Here is a 21,621-nt window from a genome sequence, read left to right as displayed (position 1 = left end):
CACCATGAGCGACGACGCGCAAACCCCGATTCCGACGCCCAGCCAGGAAGCCCGTCAATGGGCGATGTTCTGCCACTTCGCCGCCTTTTTCGGCCTGGTGTTCCCCTTCGGCAACCTGCTCGGCCCGCTGATCGTCTGGCAGATCAAGAAGGACCTCGATCCCTTCGTCGACGCCCAGGGCAAGGAGGCGCTGAACTTTCAGATCAGCGTGGCGCTGGCGGCGGTGGTCTGCTTCATCCTGATGGTGGTGGTGATCGGTTTCCCGCTGCTGGTGCTGCTGGGCATCGCCGCGCTGGTGCTGACCATCATCGCCGGGATCAAGGCCAACGAAGGCCAGGCTTACCGCTATCCCTTCGCCTGGCGCCTGCTGAAGTAGCCACGGGCGCAATAAAAAAGCCGGCGCGATGCCGGCTTTTTTCTACCTGTCGATCAGACGCTGAGAATCCAGTCGTAGTCGACGATCAGCGGCGCATGCTGGGAGAAGCGCGGCTGGCGCGGCAGGCGCGCGGTGCGCACGCTGCGGCGCATGCCTGGGGTGAGCAGCTGGTAGTCGAAGCGGTAGCCCAGGTTGAGCATTTCCGCCTGCTCGCTGTCCGGCCACCAGCTGAACTGGTCGCCTTCGCGGCTGACTTCGCGCAGGGCGTCGACATAGCCCATGCTGCCGATCACCTCATCCAGCCAGGCGCGCTCGGGCGCGAGGAAGCCCGGCGACTGCTGACAGTCGCGCCAGTTCTTCACGTCCAGCTTCTGGTGCGCCACGTGCAGTGAGCCGCAGTAGATGTACTCGCGACGCTTGCGCCGTTGCTTGTCCAGATAATGGGTGAAGTCGTCCATGAACTTGAACTTCTGGTTCAAGCTCTCGTCGCTGTCCCGCCCCGATGGCAGCAGCAGGGTAGCGATACTTACCTTGTCGAAATCGGCCTGCAGGTAGCGCCCATAACGGTCGGCCATTTCAAAGCCGAGGCCGCTGATCACCGCCTTGGGTTGCAACCGCGAATAGAGTGCCACGCCACCTTGGCTGGGCACTTCACCATCGCATGCATAGAGGAAATAACCATCCAGCTGGAAGGCTTGGTCGTCCATTTCAAAGGCGGAGGCACGGGTATCCTGCAGGCAGATCACGTCGGCATTCTGGGCTTGCAGCCAGCTGAGCAATCCTCGCTCGGCCGCAGCCTGAATACCATTCACGTTCACACTGATGATCCGCATAAATGGCCCCCAAAAACACGTGCGTGTATGATACCCGAGCTCATCTCAATTAGCTAAATCCGTGCCGCCCGGGGCTTTTTCATGCAAGCGTACCAGCGCGATTTCATCCGTTTTGCCATCGAACGCGGGGTGCTGCGTTTCGGTCAGTTCACCCTCAAGTCCGGGCGCACCAGCCCCTATTTCTTCAACGCCGGGCTGTTCGACAGCGGCCTGGCGCTGGCCCAGCTGGGGCGTTTCTACGCCGCGGCCATCGTCGACAGCGGCATCGACTTCGACGTGCTGTTCGGTCCGGCCTACAAGGGCATCCCGCTGGCGGCGACCACCGCGGTGGCGCTGGCCGAGCACCACGGCCGCGACCTGCCCTGGTGCTTCAACCGCAAGGAAGCCAAGGACCACGGCGAGGGCGGCACCCTGGTCGGCGCGCCGCTCAAGGGCCGGGTGCTGATCGTCGACGACGTGATCACCGCCGGCACCGCGATCCGCGAGGTGATGCAGATCATCCAGGGCCAGGGCGCCCAGGCCGCCGGCACGCTGATCGCGCTGAACCGCCAGGAGCGCGGCCAGGGCGAGCTGTCCGCCATTCAGGAAGTCGAGCGCGACTTCGGCATGCCGGTAGTGAGCATCGTGTCACTCGAGCAGGTGTTGGAATATCTGGCGGGGGATGCTGAACTGAAGCAGTATCTGCCGGCTGTGCAAGCCTATCGCGCCGAGTACGGAATCTAGTCCAGCACAAGGTATCTGCCTCTTATGCCCAAGCCGCTCCTGACCCGCTGTACGCTGCTGCTCAGCTTGCTACTGCCGTTGTCGGGGGTGGCCGCCGAGCTGTATCGCTACGTCGACGACAAGGGCGTGACGGTGCTCAGCCGCCAGGGCGTGCCACCGGAGTTCATCGCCAAGGGCTACGAGGTGCTCAACGACCAGGGCCGGGTGCTGCGGGTGATCCCGCCGGCGCCGACGGCCGAGGAGTTCGCCCGGATGCAGGCGGACAAGGCGCGTGCCAGCAGCGATGCGCAGTTGCTGCGGCTTTACACCAACCTGGACGACGTCGACCGGGCCCGCGAGCGCAAGCTCGCCGAGCTGGACGGGGTGACCAGCGTGGCGCGCGGCAACCTGCAGTCGGTGCGTACCCAGCAGGCCAACCTGCAGAGCCAGGCCGCCGACCACGAACGTGCCGGACGGGCGGTGCCGGAGCACCTGTTGGTGCAGATCAACAATCTCAAGGACGAACAGCAGCGCCTGCTGCGCGATATCGCCCGCTACCAGGAGGCGCGCAAGAAGGCCGAGGCCGATTTCGCCGCCGACCGTGCGCGGTTGGCCGAGCTGTTCGGCGCGCCTAAGGCCAAGCCCTAAGCGCTGGCGCCTCAGCTCTGCGGCGCCGTCCTCTCGAAGCCCAGAATCTTCTCCCGCAGCCAACCCGGCAGCGGCGCGCTGCTGCGCGTGGCACCATCGGCATGCACGTAGACGATCTCGCCGCTGGTGAGCAGCTCGCCGTCGCGCCAGATGCCGAGGGCGAAGGTCAGGCTGGAGCGGCCGAGGCGGGCGGCGCGGATGCCGATCTGCAGCTGCTCGTCGAAGCGCGCCGGGGCGCGGTATTCGAGCAGGGTGCGGATGGCGAAGAAGTCGCCGCCGTCTTGCGCCAGATCGGCCGGGTAGGCCACGCCGAGGGCGCGGAAATACTCGGTGATGGCGACGTCGGCGTAGGTCAGGTAGTGGCCGTTGAAGACGATGCTCTGTGGATCGACCTCGGCCCAGCGCACGCGCAGGGGGTGGAAGAAGCTGAACTGGCTGGGTTCTGGCCGGCTGCTCATGGGCGCTCCGTTACAGGGGGTGCCTGGCGAGCGTCGCTCTTGCGCGGACTTGCGGCAAGTTCGAGTCGCCATACAGATGGCCGGTGATAAAGCGGCTCGATGGCCGGCGTTAGCCCACAGGGTGTCGCGGGGCCGCCCAGGCCGTGCGCACCGGCTTTGCGAGTACGCCGGTTGGGTGGTACGGCCCGGGCACCCTCTCCCGGAGGGAGAGGGGCATCGGCAGGCCGCTAGCGGCCGCTTTTCAATGGCGCTTGCGGTTGGTGATCAGGGTGCCGACGCCGCTGTCGGTGAAGATCTCCAGCAGCACCGCGTTGGGCACCCGGCCGTCGACGATGTGCGCGCTGTGCACGCCGCCCTGCACCGCTTCCAGGGCGCAGCGGATCTTCGGCAGCATGCCGCCGTAGATGGTGCCGTCGGCGATCAGCGCGTCGACCTGCTCGGTAGTCAGGCCGGTGAGCACTTCGCCCTGCTTGTCCATCAGGCCGGCGATATTGGTCAGCAGCATCAGCTTCTCGGCCTTGAGCGCTTCGGCGACCTTGCCGGCCACCAGATCGGCGTTGATGTTGTAGGACTCGCCGTCCGGGCCGACGCCAATCGGTGCGATCACCGGGATGAAGTCGCCCTTGACCAGCATGTTGAGCAGGTCGGTGTTGACCCCGGTGACCTCGCCGACGTGGCCGATATCGATGATTTCCGGCTGGGTCATTTCCGGCGTCTGCCGGCTGACCTTGAGCTTCTTGGCGCGGATCAGCCCGGCGTCCTTGCCGGTCAGGCCGATGGCGCTGCCGCCGTGCTGGTTGATCAGGTTGACGATGCTCTTGTTGACCTGGCCGCCGAGCACCATCTCCACCACGTCCATGGTGGCGGTGTCGGTAACGCGCATGCCGTCGATGAAATGACTCTCGATGGACAGGCGCTTGAGCAGATCGCCGATCTGCGGGCCGCCGCCGTGCACCACCACCGGGTTGATGCCGACGGCCTTCATCAGCACGATGTCGCGGGCGAAGCCCTGCTTGAGCTCCTCGCTTTCCATGGCGTTGCCGCCGTACTTGATCACCAGGGTCTTGCCGACGAAGCGGCGGATATAGGGCAGGGCTTCGGACAGTACCTTGGCAACCTGGGCGGCGGCGTCACGCTCGAGGGTCATGGGGGGCTCCTGGAACAAATCGATCAAAAGGGCAGTTGCAGGTCGGGGGCGACCTTGTGCAGTTGGCCGCGGAACACATCCTGGATACGCTGCAACTCTTCCTGGGTGTCGGCCTCGAAGCGCAGCACCAGCACCGGCGTGGTGTTGGAGGCGCGGATCAGGCCCCAGCCCTTGGGATAGTCGACGCGCACGCCGTCGATGCTGGTGAGGTTGGCTTCGCCCCACTGGCCTTCGCGCTGCAGGCGCTCGATCAGCGGGAACTTGCTCTGCTCGGTGACCTGGATGTTGATCTCCGGGGTGGCGATGTCGCTGGGGAAGGCGTTGAACACCAACTCGGCATCGCGCTTGTCGAGGCTGAGGATTTCCAGCAGGCGCGCGGCGCTGTAGATGCCGTCGTCGAAGCCGTACCAGCGCTCCTTGAAGAAGATGTGCCCGCTCATCTCGCCGGCCAGCAGCGCGCCGGTTTCCTTCATCTTCTTCTTGATCAGCGAGTGGCCGGTCTTCCACATCACCGGGCGACCGCCGTAGCCGCTGATCAGCGGGGTCAGGCGGCGGGTGCATTTGACGTCGAAGATGATGTCGGCGCCGGGATTGCGCGACACCACGTCCTTGGCGAACAGCATCAGCAAGCGGTCCGGGTAGACGATGGTGCCGGTGTTGGTCACCACGCCGACGCGGTCGCCGTCGCCGTCGAAGGCCAGGCCGAGGTCGGCGTTTTCCGCCTTGACCCGGGCGATCAGGTCGACCAGGTTCTCCGGCTTGCCCGGGTCCGGGTGGTGGTTGGGGAAGGTGCCGTCGACTTCGCAGAACAGCGGGATCACGCTGCAGCCGAGGGCCTCGATCAGTTGCGGGGCGATCACCCCGGCGGCGCCGTTGCCGCAATCGACCACCACCTTGAGCGGCCTGGCCAGGGCGATGTCGTCGCGGATGGTCTTGAAGTAGCGCTCCAGCACGTCGACCTGTTGCACGCTGCCGACGCCGCTGGCCAGGTCGTTGTTGTCGATGCGTGCCTTGAGCGCCTGGATCTGTTCGTTGGCCAGGGTGTCGCCGGCGATGACGATCTTGAAGCCGTTGTAGTCCGGTGGGTTGTGGCTGCCGGTGAGCATCACCGCGGAGCGGCCTTCGAGCACGTTGGCGGCGAAGTACACCACCGGGGTCGGCACCATGCCGACGTCGGTGACCTGGCAGCCGCAGTCGAGCAGGCCCTGCACCAGTTGCTGCAGCAGCTCGGGGCCGGACAGGCGGCCGTCACGGCCGACGATGACGTTGGGCTCGCCCTGCGCCAGGCTCTGCGAACCGACGGCGCGGCCGATCCAGTAGGCGGTTTCTGCGGTCAGGCTGTCGCCCACCACACCGCGGATGTCGTAGGCGCGGAAGATGTCGGCGGGGAGGGTCGGGGCGCTTTGGCTAATGGTCATTGCGGGTGTCTGCTCCAGTCCCAGGAGATCCTGGTCGTCGTCGAGAATGTCGATATCGAGGATATCGGTGTCCTGGAACAGCGGGTCGACCGCCTCCGCCGGCTTGCTCGCGGGCTGGGCGGCGGGGGCCGCGGTTGTTCCGTTGCCTGTGGCACTGCCGGCACTTTCGTTGCTGCGGCGCGGCAGGCGCGCCAGGCCCTGGGCCAGGCTGTCCAGGGCCGGCAGGCTCAGGCTGATGGCTTTGACGGCTTTGCCCGCGGAGAGTTCTTTGAGCATCTGCGCGAGTCGCTGAACGTCGTCGAGCAGGCGGCGCTGCTGCGCGCCCTGCAGCAGCATCAGGCCGATCAGCGCGCCGCCCAGGGCGAGCAGGGCGGCGAGGCCGAGCAGGGTCGGCGGCAGGCCGCTGGCCAGGGCCGGGCCGGGGGCGAAGCTGAGCGTCCAGTTGGGGTTGCCGGTGGCGAAGCTCTGCGCTGTGCCGCCCTCGCTCTGGCCGCGTTGCAGCAACACCTGGGGCGGGCTGTTGCCGAACTTCTGCACCAGTTGCAGCTGGCCGAGCTCCGCCGGCAGCGGCGGCAGGCTGGCGAGCAGGCGCTGGAGGTCGACGGCCAGCAGCAGGGTGCCCTGCGCCGGCTGGTTGTCGTTCAGGCGCAGCGCCACGGCGCTGTAGGCCAGCCAGCGGTCGCCGACCCGATAGGCCTCCACTGCCGGCTGCTGGCCGCTTTCGGCGCGGCGCAGCATGTCCAGTCCGGCGAAGTTCATCGGCGCAGCGCGGCTGCCGTCCTGCACCGCTTCGGCGCGGCGGTTGAGGTGGGCGTCGACCACGCCGTCCCAGTAGCCCAGGCGTCGCTCGGCGTCGCGTTGCTGTTGGTTGTCGCCGCTCTGCAGCGCCTGCAGCAGCTCGGGGTTGCGCGCGGCGGCGAGGTTGTCGGCCAGCAGTTGCTTGAGTGCCTGCTGCACGGCGGCGGCCTGGCTGCTGCCGATGGCCTGGGTCAGCTCGGCCTGGCGGGCCTGGCTGTCGCTGTTCTGCGCGAACCACAGCAGGGCGCCGCCGGCGCCGATGCCGAGGGCGGCGGCGAGCAGGCCGGGCAGCAAGGGGCCGAGCGCTTTGCCGGTCGGCTGTTTCGCTGCCGCGGCGTCGTTCAGAGGCCTGTCGGCTTCCTTGGCGGTGCGCTTGAAGAGTTTCACGCGGGGGCTCCTCGGCGGGTCGTCCGTGTTGGCATTGGGCTCAGTGGCTGCCGGAGTGGCCGAAGCCGCCGGCGCCGCGCTGGCTCTCGTCGAACTCCTCGACCAACTCGAAATGCGCCTGCACCACCGGTACCAGCACCAGCTGGGCGATGCGCTCGCCGACGGCGATGCGGAACGCGCTCTGGCCGCGATTCCAGCACGACACCATCAGCTCGCCCTGGTAGTCCGAGTCGATCAGGCCGACCAGGTTGCCGAGGACGATGCCGTGTTTGTGGCCCAGGCCCGAGCGCGGCAGGATCAGCGCGGCCAGGTTCGGATCGCCGATATAGATCGACAGGCCGGTGGGGATCAGCAGGGTCTGGCCAGGCTCGAGAACGACGTCCTCCTTGAGCATGGCGCGCAGGTCGAGGCCGGCCGAACCGGGTGTGGCGTACTGCGGCAGGGGAAAGTCCTGGCCGAGGCGGGGGTCGAGGATCTTGGCTTGCAAAGCGTGCATGGTCAGTTCTTGTTCAGGCGGTCGGCGATAAGGGTGATCAACTGGCGGGCGATCTTGCCCTTGCTGGTCTGGGCGAAGCTGCTCTGCTGCAGCTCGCGGTCGATCACGGTGATGGCGTTTTCCTCGCTGTTGAAGCCGATGCTGGGGTTGGCCACATCGTTGGCGACGATCAGGTCGAGGTTCTTGTCGCGCAGCTTGCGCGAGGCGTATTCGAGCAGGTTCTCGGTCTCGGCGGCGAAGCCGACGCTGAACGGGCGATCGGCGCGGCCGGCGATGGTGGCGAGGATATCCGGGTTGCGCACCATTTGCAGGAGCAGCCCATCACCGCTGGTGGGGTCTTTCTTCAATTTGTGCTGGGCGACCACTTCCGGGCGGTAGTCGGCCACTGCGGCGGCGGCGATCAGCACGTCGCAGGGCATCGCCGCTTCGCAGGCAGCGAGCATGTCGCGGGCGCTGACCACGTCGATGCGGCTGACCCGGTCCGGCGTCGGCAGGTGCACCGGGCCGCTGACCAGGGTCACCCGCGCGCCGGCTTCGGCGGCGGCCTCGGCCAGGGCGAAGCCCATCTTGCCGGAGCTGTGGTTGGTGATGTAGCGCACCGGGTCGATGTTTTCCTGGGTCGGCCCGGCGGTGATCAGGATATGCAGGCCGTCCAGCGCCTGGCGCTGGAAGCAGTCGGCGGCCAGTTGCGCCAGCTGCTCGGCTTCCAGCATGCGGCCGAGGCCGACGTCGCCGCACGCCTGGGCGCCTGCGGCCGGGCCGAACAGGCGCATGCCGCGCTGCTGCAGCAGTTCCAGGTTGGCCTGGGTGGCGGCGTCGCGCCACATCGCCTGGTTCATCGCCGGGGCCAGGGCAATCGGCGCATCGGTGGCCAGCACCAGGGTGGTCAGCAGGTCGTTGGCGATGCCCTGGGCCAGGCGCGCGATCAGGTCGGCGGTGGCCGGGGCGATGAGGATCAGGTCGGCCCAGCGCGCCAGCTCGATATGGCCCATGGCGGCTTCGGCGGCCGGGTCGAGCAGGTCGAGGTGCACCGGATGGCCGGAGAGGGCCTGCAGGGTCAGCGGGGTGATGAACTCGCGCCCGCCCTGGGTCATCACCACGCGCACTTCGGCGCCCTGATCCTTGAGTCGGCGCACCAGTTCGGCGCTCTTGTAGGCGGCGATGCCGCCACCGACGCCGACGATGATGCGTTTGCGATACAGCCGCTGCATAGGCCTGCCTTTTATATACAGGTGGATGTGCGCCACGGTGCCAACGCCTCCCCAGGCCGGCCCCGCGTAAAAAGATGGGCTACGATAGCACAGCGCCCGCAGCGGAGCAGCGGGCGCCTGGCTCGGACAAGGAGGTGAGATGAGCATTCGCGATTGGCCCGCGGCGGAGCGCCCGCGGGAAAAACTCCTGGCCCAGGGCGCCGCCTCGCTGACCGATGCGGAGCTGCTGGCGATCTTCCTGCGCACCGGGGTGGCGGGTAGGAGCGCGGTGGACCTGGCGCGCCAGCTGCTCGCCGAGTTCGGCAGTCTGCGGGCCCTGCTGCAGGCCGATCTGGCCGATTTCAGCCAGCACCTGGGCCTGGGCCCGGCCAAGTACGCGCAGTTGCAGGCGGTGCTGGAAATGGCCCGCCGCCACTTGGCCGAACGGCTGCGCCGCGACTCCGCGCTGGAAAGCCCGCAGGCGGTGCGCGACTACCTCAAGGCGCTGCTGCGCCACGAGCCGCACGAGGTGTTCGGTTGCCTGTTCCTCGACGCCAAGCACCGCGTGCTGGCCTTCGAGGCGCTGTTTCACGGCAGCATCGACAGCGCCAGCGTCTACCCGCGGCAGGTGGTCAAGCGCGCCCTGGCGCACAACGCCGCCGCACTGATTCTGACCCACAACCATCCATCCGGCGTCGCCGAGCCGAGCCAGGCCGACCGCGTGCTGACCCAGCGCCTCAAGGACGCGCTGGCGCTGGTGGACGTGCGGGTGCTCGACCATTTCATCGTCGGCGACGGCGAGCCCTTGTCGATGGCCGAGCTGGGCTGGATGTAGCAGGGCGGTGAAGGCAACCGTGCAGGACGCACCGGTGCGCCCTGCCCACGAGTGTGCCCGGCTCAAGGTGCCAGGCTTACCGCGGCGAAATTCAGCCGGCCAAAGGGGCTGACGGTATAGCCCTGCACCTTGTCGCTAATCAGGGCGAAGGCGGTGGGGTGGGCCAGCGGCAGCCACAGCGCCTGCTCCTGGATGATCTGTTGCGCCTGCCGATACAGGCGGCTGCGTTCGGCCTGGTCGCTGCTGGCCTTGCCGGCGGCGATCAGCTGGTCCAGCGCTTCGTCGCAGTAGCGGGCGAAGTTCAGCCCGGACTGCACCGAGGCGCAGGCGAATTGCGGGGTGAGGAAATTGTCCGGGTCGCCGTTGTCGCCGGCCCAGCCCATGAACAGCAGGTCGTGCTCGCCGGCCTTGGCGCGGCGAATCAGCTCGCCCCATTCGATCACGCGGATCTCGGCAGCGATGCCGACCTTGGCCAGGTCGGCCTGCAGCAGCTGGGCGCCGAGGCTGGGGTTGGGGTTGAGCAGGCTGCCGCTCGGCCGGGTCCAGATGGTGGTCTTGAAACCCTCGCTCAGGCCGGCCTCGGCCAGCAGGGCGCGGGCCCGTTCCGGGTCATGGGGGTAACCGGGCAACTCGTCGGCATAGCTCCAGGTATTGGGCGGGTAGGGCCCGCTGGCCGGCTCGGCGCTGCCCTCGAACACCGCCTTGACGTAGCTGGCCTTGTCGAAGGCCAGGTTGATCGCCTGGCGCACCTGCGGCTTGTCCAGCGGCGGGTGCTGGCTGTTGATGCCGACGAAGGCGGTCATAAAGGCCGCGGTCTGCGCGCTTTTGAGCTTGGCGTCGGCGGCGATGGCCTGCACGTCCTGCGGCTTGGGCGACAGGGCGATCTGGCATTCGCCGCGGCGCAGTTTCTGCAGGCGCACGTTGCTGTCCGGGGTGATGGCGAACAACAGGCGGTCGACGGCCGGCTTGCCGGCGAAGTACTCGGGGTTGGCGCGGTAGCGCACCACGGCATCCTTCTGGAAGCGCTCGAAGACGAAGGGACCGCTGCCCACCGGCGCGCTGTTGAGTTTTTCCGGGGTGCCGGCTGCGAGCAGCTGGGCGGCGTATTCGGCCGGGTAGATCGAGGCGAAGCCCATGCTCAGGGTGGCGAGGAAGGTGGCGTCGCGGCGGTTCAGGCGGATGCGCACGCTATGCGCATCCGGCGCCTCGACGCCGGCGATCAGGCTCGGCCACTGCATCGATTGGGCGTGCGGGTAGCCGCTGGCGGCGCTCTGGTGCCAGGGGTGGGCGGGGTCGAGCATGCGCTGGAAGCTAAATAGCACGTCGTCGGCATTCAGCGGCCGGCTCGGGGTGAACTCGGCGGTCTGGTGGAAGCGCACGTCGTCGCGCAACTGGAAGTCGTAGACCAGGCCGTCGTCCGAGATCGACCAGCTGCGCGCCAGGCTCGGCAGCAACTGGCCCTGTTCGGCGTCGAACTCCACCAGGCGGTTCATCAGCACGTCGGCCGAGGCGTTGGTGGTGGTCAGCGAGTTGTACTGCACCACGTCGAAACCTTCCGGGCTGGCCTCGGTGCACACGCTGAGGGTGGCGGCCTGGGCCAGTAGCGGGGCGCAGAGCAGGGCGGCGAGAGCCAGGCGCATGGCGAACTCCTTCTTCACGGAACGCCGGGTTGGCCGGCAACGACCTAACCCTAGTCGATTTGCCGGGAGCTGAATACCGCTTCGGGCGACGAATGGTCGAGCCTGGGTGAACCCCGGCAGGCTCCGGGGCGGCTGGGTGGCGGGGAGCGGGGGACTGTTTTTATCCTGCGCTTTCCCTTGTTGCGCCAGGGGCTTTCTGGTATAAAGCAGCGCTCTTTTCTAGGGGCCCGGTTCTTGCGCTTTGCAGTGCGCCCGGTAAGACCCTCGAGAAACGCGGCGCCGAGCGCCAATGACATTGAGTTTAAGCGGCCAACCCATGCCGGGTTGGGCATGTGGTTTTAGAGGGCTGAGGCATGTCGAGAGTCTGTCAAGTTACCGGTAAGGGTCCGGTAACCGGGAACAACATTTCCCACGCAAACAACAAAACCCGTCGTCGTTTCCTGCCGAACCTGCAGCACCATCGCTTCTGGGTCGAGTCCGAGAATCGCTTCGTGCGTCTGCGCGTCTCTGCCAAGGGCATGCGTGTCATCGACAAGCGTGGCATCGACGTAGTGCTGGCCGAGCTGCGCGCTCGCGGCGAAAAGGTTTAAGGAGAGAGTCATGCGTGAATTGATCCGTTTGGTGTCCAGCGCCGGTACCGGCCACTTCTACACCACCGACAAGAACAAGCGCACCACCCCCGACAAGATCGAAATCAAGAAATTCGATCCGGTCGTGCGTAAGCACGTGATGTACAAGGAAGCCAAGATCAAGTAATTGATCGGCGACCTGTTGAAGAAGCCCGCCGCATGGCGGGCTTTTTTGTGCCTGCGATTTCTGCGGCGCCGGGTATCGCCATGCTCGACCCGGGCGCCGTCGCCGGATCTGCAGGCGGAGCCCGCTCCAGCCTCGCAACGATGTCTCGGCCCCTGGGCTTGGCGGCGATTTCGGCCCATGCTGTAACGAGGCACGCCAGACCTGCTCTAATGGCTGGCCGTCGCCGAGGACTTGTTGATGCACGCCATGCTGCCCCTGCTCGACCAGCTGGCCTTTCCGCCCATCCGTCGCGGTGTGCTGGAAGCGCTGCAGGTCAACCTGACTTACCGCTGCAACCAGCGCTGCCTGCATTGTCACGTCAACGCCGGGCCGACCCGCACCGAGGCCATGAGCGACGAGTGCCTGGCGGTGCTGCATCGGGTGATCGATGCCCATCCGGTGCACACCCTGGATCTCACCGGCGGCGCCCCGGAGCTGCACCCGCGCTTTCGCGAGATAGTGCGGCACGCGCGGCGCGAGGGCCTGCGGGTGATCGACCGCTGCAACCTGACCATACTCGGCGAGCCGGGCCAGGAAGACCTGGCCGAGTTCCTCGCCGGCGCCGGCGTCGAGGTCACCGCCTCGCTGCCCTGCTACTCGCGCGAGAACGTCGACCGCCAGCGCGGCGACGGGGTGTTCGCCGCCAGCATCGCCGGCCTCAGGCGGCTCAACGCCCTCGGCTACGGCCAACCCGGCAGCGGCCTGCTGCTCAACCTGGTGTACAACCCGCAGGGCCCCAGCCTGCCGCCGCCGCAGGCGGCGCTGGAGGCCGACTACAAGCGCCACCTGGCCGAGGACTTCGGCGTCCGCTTCGACCACCTGCTGTGCATCACCAACCAGCCCATCGCCCGCTTCGGCAGCACCCTGGTCAGCAAGGGCCAGTTCGCCGCCTATATGCAGCTGCTGCGCGACAGCTACCGGCCGGAGAATCTGGAGGGCCTGATGTGCCGCAGCCTGGTCAGCGTCGACTGGCAGGGCTACCTCTACGACTGCGACTTCAACCAGATGCTCGATCTGCCGCTGGCGTTGATCGGCCGTGAGCGTGCCCATCTGCGCGACCTGCTCGATGCGCGTCTGGACGGCAACCCCATCGTCAGCCGCGACCACTGCTTCGCCTGCACCGCCGGGCAGGGCTCCAGTTGCGGCGGTGCGCTGCATGACTAGGCCGTGCGCCGTGCGCACCTACGAGACGCGCGGGAGGCGCTGACCGATGAATAGCCGCAAACTGGCCCTGATGGGCCTGATCTTGGCGCTGCTGGGCAGCTTCTTCGTCTTCGACCTCGGCCAGTACCTCAGCCTCGACGCGCTCAAGGCGCAGCAAGCCGCGCTGAATGCCCAAGTCGCCGCCCAGCCCTGGCAGGCCGCCGGGCTGTTCTTTCTCGCCTATGTGCTGGTAACGGCGCTGTCCCTGCCGGGTGCGGCACTGATGACCCTGCTCGGCGGCGCGCTATTCGGTCTGCTCGAAGGCTTGGTGCTGGTGTCCTTCGCCTCGACCCTGGGCGCCAGCCTGGCCATGCTCAGCAGCCGTTTCCTGCTGCGCGACTGGGTGCAGCAGCGCTTCGGCCGGCGTCTGGCCGGGATCGATGCCGGGGTCGAGCGCGAGGGGGCCTTCTACCTGTTCGCCCTGCGCCTGGTGCCGGTGTTCCCGTTCTTTCTGATCAACCTGGCCATGGGCCTGACCCGCCTGCCGCTGCGTACCTACTGGTGGGTCAGCCAGCTGGGCATGCTGCCCGGCACCCTGGTCTACGTGAACGCCGGGCGCGAGCTGGGCCAGCTGGAGTCGCTGGCCGGCATCCTCTCGCCGGGGCTGCTCGGCGCCTTCGTTCTGCTCGGCGTTTTCCCCTTGCTGGCCCGGCGTGCGCTCGATGTGCTCCAGGCGCGCCGGGTCTATGCCGGCTGGCACAAGCCCAAGCGCTTCGAGCGCAACCTGCTGGTGATCGGCGCCGGCGCCGGCGGCCTGGTCAGCGCCTATATCGCCGCGGCGGTCAAGGCCAAGGTCGGCCTGATCGAGAAGCACCGGATGGGCGGCGACTGCCTGCACAGCGGCTGCGTGCCGTCCAAGGCGCTGCTGCGTTCGGCCAAGCTGGCCCATGAGCTGGGCCGTGCCGAGGCGCTGGGCCTGCGCGGGGTGCAGGGCCAGGTGGATTTCGCCGCGGTGATGCAGCGCATCCAGAATGTGATCGCCGCCATCGAGCCGCATGATTCGGTCGAGCGCTACAGCGGCCTGGGCGTCGAGGTGATCCAGGGCCAGGCGAAACTGGTGTCGCCCTGGGCGGTGGAGGTGAACGGTGAGCGTATGACCGCACGCAGCATCGTCATCGCCGCCGGGGCGCGGCCGCGGGTGCCGGAGATTCCCGGCCTGGAGCAGGTGCGTAGCTATACCAGCGAGAGCATCTGGAGCCTGCGCCAGCAGCCGCGCTGGCTGCTGGTGCTGGGCGGCGGGCCGGTGGGCTGCGAGCTGGCCCAGGCCTTCCAGCGCCTGGGCAGCCAGGTGATCCTGCTGCAGCGCAATGCGCGCCTGCTGCCGCGCGAGGACGAGGACGCCAGCGCGCTGGTGCTGACCAGCCTGCGCGACGACGGTGTCGACGTGCGCCTGCGCCACGTGGTCGAGCGCTTCGAACTGGTCGAGGGCGAGCAGCGCGTGCTGGTGCGCGACTTAGGCAGCGGCGAGCAACGCAGCATCGCCTTCGACGCCGCGCTGCTGGCGCTCGGTCGCCAGCCCCATGTCGCCGGCTATGGCGCCGAGGAACTGGGGCTGGCGTTGCGCCCCGACGGCAGCCTGGAAACCGACCAGTACCTGGCCACGCGCTTTCCCAATATCTACGCGGTGGGCGACGTCACCGGGCCCCACCAGTACACCCACGTTGCCGCGCACCAGGCCTGGTACGCCGCGGTCAACGCGCTGTTCGGCGGCCTCAAGCGCTTCAAGGTGGACTACCGCACCATCCCCCATTGCACCTTCACCGACCCCGAGGTGGCGCGGGTCGGCCTGAGCGAGCGCGAGGCGCAGGAGCAGGGCGTCGCCTTCGAGCTGACCCGCTTTGGCCTCGACGACCTGGACCGGGCCATAGTCGACGACGTCGCCCGCGGCTATGTGAAGGTGCTGACCGAGCCGGGGCGCGACCGCATTCTCGGCGTGAGCATAGTCGGCGCCCAGGCCGGCGAGTTGCTCGCCGAGTACGTGCTGGCGATGAAGCACGGCCTCGGCCTGAACAAGATCCTCGGCACCACCCACAGCTACCCGACCCTGAGCGAGGCCAACAAATACGCGGCCGGGCAATGGAAGCGCGCCCATGCGCCGCAGGGGCTGCTGCGCTGGGTCGAGCGTTTTCACGCCTGGAGGCGCGGCTGATGCGGGCGCTGTGGCTCGCGCTGCTGTTGGTCGCGGCGCCGGCACTGGCGGAGAACCGGCTGACGCCGTGGACGGCCGGCCCGCCGGGCGGCCCGTGGTCGCCGCCCTGGCGCCTGGCCGATATCCCGAAGATCACGCCGGCGCAGCGCAGCCTGGTCGAGCAGGACGGCCGGTTGGTGCTGCGCATCCAGGCCGCTGCCGCCGCCGGCGGCCTGCTGCATCCGCTGGAGCTGCCCGGCGAGCGGCCCTGGCAACTGAGCTGGCAGTGGCGCAGCGAGCAGCGGCTGGAACAGGCGCGCTTCGCCACCCGCGAGGGCGACGACTACGTGGCGCGGGTCTATGTGCTGCTGGATTACCCGCTGGAGTCGCTCACCTTCCTTACCCGGCAGAAGCTGCGCCTGGCGCGCACCTTCTTCGACCCCGACTTGCCGGCGGCGACCCTGAGCTACGTCTGGGACAACCGCAAAGCACCGGGCAGCCACGCCCGCAGCGCCTACAGCGAGACGGTGGAGATGCGCGTGCTGCGCGGCCCGGAGGCGCCGCTGGGGCAGTGGCTGGCGGAGTCGCGCGACCTGCGCAGCGACGCCATCGCCGCCTTCGGCCGCGCGCCGCGGCGCATCCTCGGCGTGGTCTTCGCCGCCGACAGCGACAACACCGGCGAGCGCGTCGACAGCTCTTTCGCCGCGCCCGAGCTAATCGAGACCCGCTAGGGTGCGCCGTGCGCACCGCGGCCAGGTGAACGTCAGGCGGTCTGGGGGCGCCCGCCGGCGGCTTGCGGGGCGCGACGGGTCCAGCGATTGGCGCGGGTGAAGGTGCCGAAGTCGTTGAAGCGCACGCCCATCTCGCGCATCACCTGGTGGGCGAAGGGCACGGTCAGCTGGCGGATGTAGAAGGGCTCCTTGACCACGAAATGATGGATCGCGTGGCTGCTGCCGAAATTGCAGCAGAACGCCTGCAGCGGCCACAGCCACCAGGGGTTGAGCACCTGGGTCTGCTGGATCACGTTGCCCGGCTCGACGTCGCCGTAGTAGTGCATGTTGGAGCTGACGAAGTGCAGGCAGAAGGTGCGCAGCACATTGGGCCCGACCAGCACCACCACGGCGACGTTCACCACCTGCATCAGGCCCAGGGTGGTGGCCGACCAGGCGATCGGGGCGCCCAGGGCGGCGGCGGCCCAGTCGAGCAGATGGAAGCCGAGGAACAGGTACCAGGTCGCCCAGTTGAGCAGGCCCAGCGGCGCATAGACCTTGAGCGTGCGGCTGAGGATCAGCCGGCGGTGCTCGGGGTTCTTCGCCCGTAGCCAGCGAATGAAGGAACTCATCATGTTGTCGCCGACCATCAGCAGGCGCGCCAGGCCCCAGGGCTCGCCGTTGGTGATGGCGCGCTCCTCCATGTCGGCCTCGCTGCCGGAGACCTTGTGGTGGTTCAGGTGCAGGTGGCGGCGCACCCAGGGGTTGATGGTGCTCGGCCGCGCCAGCCAGACCAGCGCCAGCATCAGGTTGTGCGGCACCGGGCGTTTGCGGAAGTACATCGAGTGGATCAGGTCGTGCTCCAGCTCGTGGGTCAGCGAGGCGAAGAAGGCGTTGAGCAGCAGGCAGGCCCACCAGGCCATGTGCCCGCCGATATACAGCGCGGCCGAGCCGAGCATGCCGGCCAGGGCGAAGGCGAGGATGGCGGCGCCGAGGGCGTCCTGGTGCTGCAGGATCGGGTAGCGCTGGCGCAGGGCGTTGCCGTGGGCCATCACCCGTTCGCGGATCAGCGCGGCGCGTTGCTGGTCATTAAGGCTTGCGGGGGAGGGGGACATGCCGACATCCTCTTGTGCTTGGACAGTGACGCTACTGTGCCGCCGCGCCCGCCAACGCGCCCGACCGAGCACGCCAACCTGCCTACCGGACACGCCAACCTGCAATGACCGCCGAACCCACCACCCTGGCCAGCTGGACCCGCGCCCTGCGCAAGCAGCTCGACGCCCTGGGCCTGGACAGCGCCGCGCTGTGCCACGCCGCCGGCCTCGAACCGGCGCTGCTCGACGACCCCAACGCGCGCTGCCCGTTGTCGGTGACCACGCGCCTGTGGCAACTGGCGGTGGCGGCCAGCGGCGACCCGGCGCTGGGCCTGAAGACCTCGCAGTACGTCAGCCCGACCACCTTCCACGCCCTGGGCTATGCGCTGATCGCCAGCAGCAGCCTGCGCGAGATGTTCGAGCGCATCGTGCGCTACCACCGGGTGGTCAGCGACGCCCTGGAACTGGAGCTGCGCCAACTGGACGACGCCTACGAGTTCCGTTTTCGCGTGCCGCCCGGCAGCCCGCCGCCGGCCCCGGAGGCGCTCGACGCCTTCGCCGCAATCTACGTGCGCAGCTGCCGCAATCGCCTGAGCCGTGATTTCGCCCCGCTGCTGGTGCAGCTGCAGCGCCCGGCGCCGGCCGATCCCGCGCCCTGGCAGGCGGTGTTCCGCGCGCCGCTGCAGTTCGATGCGGCCGAGAGCCTGCTGCGCTTTCCCCGCGCCGCCTTCGAGCAGCGCCTGGACGACGGCAACCCGGAGCTGGCCGAACACAACGAGGCGGTGCTCAAGCGCAGCCTGGAACAACTTCGCGCCGCCAGTTGCAGCGAGCGGGTGCGCAGCTGCCTGGAGACGCAGCTGCCGGACGGCGAGCCCTCGGCCGAGCGCATCGCCCAGGCCCTGCACCTGAGCCTGCGCAGCCTGCAACGCCACCTGGCCGAGGAGGGCACCAGCTACGAGGCGCTGCTCGGCGACACCCGCCACGCCCTGGCCCTGCGCCATATGCGCGATCCACGCTGCTCCATCGGCGAGGTCGCCTACCTGCTCGGCTTCAGTGACAGCAGCAGCTTCGGCCGCGCCTTCAAGCGCTGGACCGGGCAAACGCCGAGCCAGTACCGCGACGGCTTGAAGCAGCCATGAGCCAGTACGACCTGCTGCTGGCCGGTGCCGGCCATGCCCACCTCGGCGTGCTGCGCCGCTGGGCCCTGGTGGAGCGCCCGCCGGGACGCATCGCCCTGCTCAGCCCCGGCCCCGAGGCCTGGTATTCGGGGATGCTGCCGGGTCTGCTGGCCGGGCGCTACGCCGCCGCCGACTGTCGCCTGGAACTGCAGCCGCTGTGCCGCGCGGCCAAGGTGGAGCTGATCGAGGGCGAGATCGCCGCGCTGGATGCCACCAGCCGCCAGGTCGAACTTGCAGATGGCCGGCGCCTTGCGGCCGAGTGGCTGGCGCTCAATGTCGGCGCCGCGGTGGCCGCGCCGCCGCAGCAGGGCGACGCCATGCAGCTGCTGGCGGTGAAACCCTTCGCCGGTTTTCTCGCCGGCTGGCAGCAGTGGCAGGCCGAGCCACGGCGCCTGGCCATCCTCGGCGGCGGCGCGGCGGGGGTCGAGCTGGCCCTGGCGCTGGCCGGGCAGGTGCCGGCGCTGGCGCTGTTCTGCGCCGGCCCGCTGCTCGCCGGGCACGCCCCGGGCCTGCGCCTGCGCGCCCTCGGCCACCTGCGTCAGCGCGGCGTGCAGGTGCGCGAGCACTGCCCGATCGGGCGGATCGAGGACGACTGGCTGCTCAGCGGCGACGAGCCGGTGTGGTGCGGCCGGCGTCTGCTGCTGGCCAGCGGCGCACGCGCCTGGCCCTGGCTGGCGGCCAGCGGCCTGGCCTGCGACGAGCAGGGTTTCGTCGCCATTCGCCCGAGCCTGCAGAGCCAGTCCCATGCCCAGCTGTTCGCCGTCGGCGACTGCGCCAGCCTGGCTGGCGCGCGGCGCAGCGGCGTCTACGCGGTGCGCCAGGGCCCGGTGCTGGCGGCCAACCTGCAGGCGGCGCTGCAGGGCCGGCCGCTGCGCCAGTACCGCCCGCAGCGCCACAGCCTGGCGCTGCTGGCCACCGGCGACGGCGGCGCGCTGCTCGCCTGGCACGACTGGAGCGCCGGCGGGCAGTTCTACGGGCGCTGCAAGGATTGGCTGGATCAACGCTTTATCCAGCGTCATCGTCTGGTGGGTTAAGGTCGCAGCCAGCTGCGACCAAAGTGCGATGGTGCTGCTGCTTCCAAGGTGTTCGAATCGATTCCATCCTGCCCGAGTTGCGCGCGTCTTTGCCGCCGGGCCTGTCGATCGCGTAGCCTGCGTCAGGTTGCGCGGGAAGTTCGAGGAGAACCCGCCGTGACCCCGTCCGCCTACAGCGCCTCGCCGCGCCCAAGAACAAGAACTCTGAGGTCGGTCATGCAAGCTGCCTTTGTCCGTTCCCCGATTGCCTGCCTGTTGCACGCCCTCGGCCTGGCCGGGTTGATGCTGGTCTACCAGCAGACGGCGCTTCCGCTCTATGTCAGCGTGCCGTCCCTGCTGCTGCTGGCGCTGTGGCCCTGGCTCGGCCCCTGGCAGCGTCGCGACGAGCCTGCGGCCGCGCAGCAGCCGGCCGGCGGCGACTTCGTCGAACTCAGCCGCGGCCTGTCGCGGCACACCTGCCACAACGCGCTGTCCGCCGCCCAGGTGGCGCATGCGGTCAAGCAGCTGGCCGAGCGCCTGCAGTCGCAACTGGCGGCGGTGGCGCAGGTCAGCCAGGCCGCCGAGGCCATCACCCACACCGAGCAGGACAGCGCCGCCCGCGCCGAGCAGACCCTGGCCGCCGCGCGCCAGGTACGCGATGCCAGCGCCAGCGGCCAGGCCGAGCTGAGCCAGGCCATCGCGCGCATGCAGCAGCTCAGCGCGCAGACCCTGGCCAGCCGCGAGCTGATCGACGGCCTCGGCAGCCGCACCGAGCAGATCGAGCAGGTCACCCAGGTGATCCAGTCCATCGCCAGCNGCCGCGGTTTCGCCGTGGTCGCCGACGAGGTGCGCAACCTCGCCGCGCGCACCGCCAGCGCCACCGAGGAAGTCAGCCAGATGGTCGCCGACATCCGCCAGCAGAGCGCCGCGGTGGTCGCCCATATCCAGCGTCAGAGCGGCGAGCTGGAGCAGGCCGCGCAGCAGATCGAGACGGCCGGCAGCCAGCTGCACGGCATCGCCGAGCAGGCCGAGGAGGTCGAGCAGCAGGTGGCGCAGATCAGTGCCGGCACCGCCGACAACCACCAGCGCCTGGCCAGCCTGTCCGCCGCCGCGGTGCAGCTGCAGAGCGACGTGCAGGGCAGCGAGGCGCAGACCCGCCAGCTCGCCGGCGCCGCCGAACAGCTGGTGGGCCAGGCCGAGACGGTCAGCGAGCAGCTTGCCGAGGTCGGCCTCGACGCCTACCACCAGCGCGCCTACGACCTCGCCCGCGAGGGCGCCGCGGCCATCGCCGCGCAGTTCGAGGCGGACGTCCAGGCCGGGCGCATCGGCCTCGACGACCTGTTCGACCGCCACTACCAGCCGATTGCCGGCACCCAACCGCAGAAGTACCGCACCCGCTTCGACCATTACGCCGACCAGGTGCTGCCGGCGCTGCAGGAGCCCTTGCTCGCACGCCACGAAGGGCTGGTGTTCGCCATCGCCACCACCCCCGAAGGCTACGTGCCGACCCACAACGCCGCCTTCAACCACCCGCCCAGCGGCGACCCGGCCAGGGACGCCGCGCGCAGCCGCGGCAAGCGCCTGTTCAACGACCGTACCGGCAGCCGTTGCGGCAGCCACCGCCAGCGCCTGCTGCTGCAGACCTATATGCGCGACACCGGCGAGCTGATGCACGACCTGTCGGTGCCGATCCAGGTTCAGGGCCGCCACTGGGGCGGCCTGCGCCTGGGCTACAAGCCGGAGCCGTAGGGTCGCCCCGACCGCGGCATCATCCAGGCGGCGGTGAGCGTCGGCGTTGCCGGGGCTGGTGCACCGCCTTGCCGCTATCGAACCTGCGGTGCGCGTGGTACGCGCAGGCCCCCGGACGCCACGGCGCATCGGCCAGGCTTGCTCCCGTTGTCGGGCCGGCGCGACAAGCGCCCGGCTCACAGCACGCGGTACACCTGGCCGGTCTGCCGGCCCTCGGCGCTCTTGGCGTAGGCCAGCGCCACCGTGGCCGCCGGCACCGCCTTGAAGCCGCGGAAGTAGGGGCCGTAGGCCGGCAGCGACTCCTCCAGGATGGTCGGGCTCACGCCGTTGATGCGCAGGCCGCGCGGCAGTTCGATGGCGGCGGCGCGGACGAAGCCGTCCAGCGCGGCGTTCACCGTGCTGACCGCCGCGCCGTAGCGGATCGGGTCTTCGCTGAGCACGCCGGAGGTGAGGGTGAAGGAGGCGCCGTCGTTGGCGAACTCGCGGCCGATCAGCACTAGGTTGATCTGGCCCATCAGCTTGTCGTCCAGGCCCACGGCGAACTCCTTGGCGCTGAGTTCCTCCAGCGCGCCGAAGTGGGCGTTGCCGGCGGCGCTGATCAGCGCGTCGAACGGGCCGGTCTGCTCGAACAGGCGGCGGATCGACGCCGGATCGCTGATGTCCACCTGCAGCTCGCCGCTGTGGCGGCCGACACGGACGATGTCGTGGCGCTCGCGCAGCTCGCGGTCGATGGCCTGGCCGATGGTGCCGCTGGCACCGACGAGGATGATTTTCATGCTGGGGCTCCTGAGTGAGGGGGTGTGGAACCAGCTTAGGCGGGATT

General features: G+C 68.9%; 21 protein-coding genes. 12 read left to right on the top strand and 9 right to left on the bottom strand.

Features of this window, described 5'->3' with window-relative positions; translation table 11 throughout:
- Positions 1-4: 4 nt before the first annotated feature.
- Positions 5-376 carry a DUF4870 domain-containing protein gene (locus EA796_RS21165; protein WP_122110050.1) on the top strand — a complete coding sequence of 124 codons (372 nt, stop codon included), beginning with the start codon at positions 5-7 and terminating at the stop codon, positions 374-376.
- A gap of 53 nt (positions 377-429) precedes the next feature.
- Here EA796_RS21165 and EA796_RS21160 read toward each other — a convergent pair whose 3' ends face one another.
- Positions 430-1,209, bottom strand: a complete 780-nt coding sequence (locus tag EA796_RS21160) for an exodeoxyribonuclease III (protein ID WP_122110049.1) — start codon at positions 1,207-1,209, stop codon at positions 430-432.
- Between the two features lie 81 nt (positions 1,210-1,290).
- Here EA796_RS21160 and pyrE point away from each other — a divergent pair, with 81 nt between their 5' ends.
- Together pyrE and EA796_RS21150 are read left to right on the top strand one after the other, a co-directional pair.
- Complete coding sequence (gene pyrE, locus EA796_RS21155) at positions 1,291-1,932, top strand: orotate phosphoribosyltransferase (protein WP_122110048.1); 642 nt, start codon at positions 1,291-1,293, stop codon at positions 1,930-1,932.
- A 24-nt stretch (positions 1,933-1,956) separates the two neighbouring features.
- Positions 1,957-2,559, top strand: a complete 603-nt coding sequence (locus tag EA796_RS21150) for a DUF4124 domain-containing protein (RefSeq protein ID WP_021446446.1) — start codon at positions 1,957-1,959, stop codon at positions 2,557-2,559.
- 11 nt (positions 2,560-2,570) lie between these two features.
- Here EA796_RS21150 and EA796_RS21145 read toward each other — a convergent pair whose 3' ends face one another.
- From EA796_RS21145 to coaBC, 5 genes are all read right to left on the bottom strand, one after another.
- Complete coding sequence (locus tag EA796_RS21145) at positions 2,571-3,017, bottom strand: thioesterase family protein (RefSeq protein ID WP_122110047.1); 447 nt, start codon at positions 3,015-3,017, stop codon at positions 2,571-2,573.
- Positions 3,018-3,258: 241 nt separating this feature from the next.
- Entirely contained in the window at positions 3,259-4,164 is a 906-nt protein-coding gene (argB, locus tag EA796_RS21140; RefSeq protein ID WP_021446444.1) for an acetylglutamate kinase, read from the bottom strand.
- Positions 4,165-4,187: 23 nt separating this feature from the next.
- Positions 4,188-5,582: a phosphomannomutase/phosphoglucomutase gene (gene algC / locus EA796_RS23370; protein WP_218567645.1), complete on the bottom strand. Its 1,395-nt coding sequence runs from the start codon at positions 5,580-5,582 to the stop codon at positions 4,188-4,190.
- A gap of 1,225 nt (positions 5,583-6,807) precedes the next feature.
- The gene (gene dut / locus EA796_RS21130; RefSeq protein WP_122110045.1) at positions 6,808-7,263 is read right to left on the bottom strand and encodes a dUTP diphosphatase; all 456 of its coding nucleotides are present in this window, start codon (positions 7,261-7,263) and stop codon (positions 6,808-6,810) included.
- Positions 7,264-7,265: 2 nt separating this feature from the next.
- Positions 7,266-8,474, bottom strand: a complete 1,209-nt coding sequence (coaBC, locus tag EA796_RS21125; protein WP_122110044.1) for a bifunctional phosphopantothenoylcysteine decarboxylase/phosphopantothenate--cysteine ligase CoaBC — start codon at positions 8,472-8,474, stop codon at positions 7,266-7,268.
- Between the two features lie 139 nt (positions 8,475-8,613).
- Here coaBC and radC point away from each other — a divergent pair, with 139 nt between their 5' ends.
- Entirely contained in the window at positions 8,614-9,288 is a 675-nt protein-coding gene (gene radC, locus EA796_RS21120) for a DNA repair protein RadC (protein ID WP_122110043.1), read from the top strand.
- Between the two features lie 62 nt (positions 9,289-9,350).
- Here the strand turns inward: radC and EA796_RS21115 are convergent, their stop codons facing one another.
- The gene (locus EA796_RS21115; RefSeq protein WP_122110042.1) at positions 9,351-10,928 is read right to left on the bottom strand and encodes an ABC transporter substrate-binding protein; all 1,578 of its coding nucleotides are present in this window, start codon (positions 10,926-10,928) and stop codon (positions 9,351-9,353) included.
- Between the two features lie 353 nt (positions 10,929-11,281).
- Between EA796_RS21115 and rpmB the strand changes: the two genes are divergently transcribed.
- The 5 genes from rpmB to EA796_RS21090 all read left to right on the top strand — a co-directional run bounded on the left by rpmB (position 11,282) and on the right by EA796_RS21090 (position 15,785).
- A complete protein-coding gene (rpmB, locus tag EA796_RS21110; RefSeq protein ID WP_021444015.1) occupies positions 11,282-11,518 on the top strand; it encodes a 50S ribosomal protein L28 in 237 nt (78 codons plus the stop codon).
- Positions 11,519-11,528: 10 nt separating this feature from the next.
- Positions 11,529-11,684: a 50S ribosomal protein L33 gene (gene rpmG, locus EA796_RS21105; protein WP_003464575.1), complete on the top strand. Its 156-nt coding sequence runs from the start codon at positions 11,529-11,531 to the stop codon at positions 11,682-11,684.
- 237 nt (positions 11,685-11,921) lie between these two features.
- Positions 11,922-12,887: an arsenosugar biosynthesis radical SAM (seleno)protein ArsS gene (arsS, locus tag EA796_RS21100; RefSeq protein ID WP_021443891.1), complete on the top strand. Its 966-nt coding sequence runs from the start codon at positions 11,922-11,924 to the stop codon at positions 12,885-12,887.
- Between the two features lie 46 nt (positions 12,888-12,933).
- Positions 12,934-15,075: an FAD-dependent oxidoreductase gene (locus tag EA796_RS21095; protein WP_122110041.1), complete on the top strand. Its 2,142-nt coding sequence runs from the start codon at positions 12,934-12,936 to the stop codon at positions 15,073-15,075.
- A complete protein-coding gene (locus EA796_RS21090; protein ID WP_158603105.1) occupies positions 15,075-15,785 on the top strand; it encodes a DUF3047 domain-containing protein in 711 nt (236 codons plus the stop codon). Before EA796_RS21095 ends, EA796_RS21090 begins: the two co-directional genes overlap by 1 nt.
- A gap of 32 nt (positions 15,786-15,817) precedes the next feature.
- On the opposite strand, the gene EA796_RS21085 is transcribed toward EA796_RS21090, so the two are convergent.
- A complete protein-coding gene (locus tag EA796_RS21085; RefSeq protein ID WP_122110039.1) occupies positions 15,818-16,879 on the bottom strand; it encodes a fatty acid desaturase in 1,062 nt (353 codons plus the stop codon).
- A gap of 104 nt (positions 16,880-16,983) precedes the next feature.
- On the opposite strand from EA796_RS21085, the gene EA796_RS21080 reads away from it, so the two are divergent.
- From EA796_RS21080 to EA796_RS21070, 3 genes are all read left to right on the top strand, one after another.
- A complete protein-coding gene (locus EA796_RS21080; RefSeq protein WP_122110038.1) occupies positions 16,984-17,997 on the top strand; it encodes an AraC family transcriptional regulator in 1,014 nt (337 codons plus the stop codon).
- A complete protein-coding gene (locus EA796_RS21075) occupies positions 17,994-19,070 on the top strand; it encodes an FAD-dependent oxidoreductase (RefSeq protein WP_122110037.1) in 1,077 nt (358 codons plus the stop codon). The genes EA796_RS21080 and EA796_RS21075 overlap by 4 nt, the downstream gene beginning before the upstream one ends.
- Positions 19,071-19,286: 216 nt before the next feature.
- Positions 19,287-20,798, top strand: coding sequence for a methyl-accepting chemotaxis protein (locus tag EA796_RS21070; protein WP_178082590.1), 1,512 nt, complete (start codon positions 19,287-19,289; stop codon positions 20,796-20,798).
- Between the two features lie 176 nt (positions 20,799-20,974).
- Here EA796_RS21070 and EA796_RS21065 read toward each other — a convergent pair whose 3' ends face one another.
- On the bottom strand, positions 20,975-21,574 hold the full coding sequence (locus tag EA796_RS21065; protein WP_122110036.1) for a short chain dehydrogenase: 600 nt from the start codon (positions 21,572-21,574) through the stop codon (positions 20,975-20,977).
- Positions 21,575-21,621: the final 47 nt, after the last annotated feature.

The organism is Pseudomonas sp. AOB-7 (genome assembly GCF_003696305.1).
Lineage (GTDB): Bacteria > Pseudomonadota > Gammaproteobacteria > Pseudomonadales > Pseudomonadaceae > Aquipseudomonas.
This window is presented reverse-complemented; position numbering and strand designations above follow the sequence as displayed.